General features: G+C 46.7%; 1 protein-coding gene. It reads right to left on the bottom strand.

Features of this window, described 5'->3' with window-relative positions:
• Positions 1-1,523: type IV secretory system conjugative DNA transfer family protein (locus ACQY6F_RS18910; RefSeq protein WP_428776665.1), on the bottom strand; the 1,523-nt coding region annotated here is incomplete at its 3' end.
• Between the last annotated feature and the right edge of the window lie 139 nt (positions 1,524-1,662).

The raw sequence follows: 1,662 nt of genomic DNA, 5'->3' as shown, positions 1-1,662 counted from the left end.
CCTAAAATTGCCCGCAGCTCATCTAGACTCTTACTCTCCTGCTGCTTTGGCTTCTTAGGGCCATTGTTTCCTCGCTCAGGTTTGTCACTTCCATTGCTGCGTTCTGTTCGGTTACTATTGTCACTTTTTTCATTTGGACGACCGCCCCCTCGGTTATTACCCTTGTTTCGTTCGGAGCGAGCTTGTCCAGCCGCTGACGCTTCTTGGTGTTCACGCAGGGCATCTGCCTGAGCTGAGTCATGCCACTTATTGATTACGTCTTCAACTTCTTTTCGAGGATGCGCAAACTGATGACGACTACGGTTCACGATTACATCACGGTACGAAACACTAGCTGGCTCAATTGGTGGCAACGTGGTTGCAGAAAATGGATGCGAGCCAATCCCGTCAATCATCAAGGTTAGATAAATCTGCGCAAAGCCGAGGTTCACAATGTCTGTGGCTGTAAAGTTTGGTGCAAATACGGTTTCAAGTACCTCAGCATCAAATGGTCCGACTCTGAACGAAATGATTGTTCCAACGTTGCCAAACACAGCATTTCTAACCTCTTCCTCCATTTGTTCAATGTACTGGTGAGCAATCGTAAGATTGAGTTTGTACTTACGCGCCTCCGAAAGAATATCGGCAAAGGTAGCGTTGGCAAAACTTTGGAACTCATCTACGTAGAAATAAAAGTTTGGCATTGCTTTCATGCCTTCAAGTGTCAGGTCTGCCCGACTCATAGCCGCCAGATATATTCGAGTGGTGAGCATGGAACCAAGTAGGTTAGCGTTACTTTCACCAACCAGTCCCTTGGATAGGTTCATGATAAGAATTTTCTTATCATCCATTATCTTACGAATATCGAAACTCGACTTTGGCTGACCAATGATGTTTCGAATCAGTGGATTGGCGGTAAACTGTCCAATCTTGTTCTTAATCGCATCACCAGCCTCCTGCATGTACCGCTCGTTGTACTGTGCAAACTCATCCACCCAGAAGCTTTTCACTGACGGGTCACTGATATTATCAACCACCTTTTTACGGTAGGTTTTATCAGACAGCATGCGGTTTACACCAAGAAGTGTTGAATCTGGATACTCCAAAAGAGCCATGAGCGTATTTTGGAGGATATACGCCATACGAGCACTCCAGGCATCAACCCAGATTTTCTCAAAGACTGACATCAGGCCAGAGACAACCAGGTGACGTTTGTCGGGACCAACATCTTCCATGACGTTAAACGAAACTGGGTGCTCCATATCAAACGGCGCGAAGTACAGCACGTCTTCTTTTCGTTCTTCAGGAATGTAGTTCAAAAGTGTCTCCGCCGTCTGTCCGTGTGGGTCGATAAACGCCAGACCGTTACCGTTTTGAATATCCTGAACTGCCATGTTCTCCAACAACGTAGACTTACCCATTCCCGTCTTACCAATTACATATACGTGCCTGGTTCGGTCTTTGGCTTTAATGCCAAAAGGAACTTGCTGGCCGCGTGCGTCGGTCTTAGCAAAAAGCGTGATCTGTTCAGGATCAAAACTCATACGACCAATTATAGCAAAGCAAAATTGAAGAGGCCGGTGGTGTTACCCATCCGGCCTCATCGCTTCAATGTATATCTGAACCCCCGAAAGGATGGCCGAGAGACACAACAGCCCCCAGACACAGGTCATGAAGATAAGG

It is taken from the genome of Vibrio sp., assembly GCF_050299255.1.
GTDB lineage: Bacteria > Pseudomonadota > Gammaproteobacteria > Enterobacterales > Vibrionaceae > Vibrio.
Note: the sequence above shows the minus strand (reverse complement) of the source record. Positions and strands in the feature narration are given on the sequence as shown.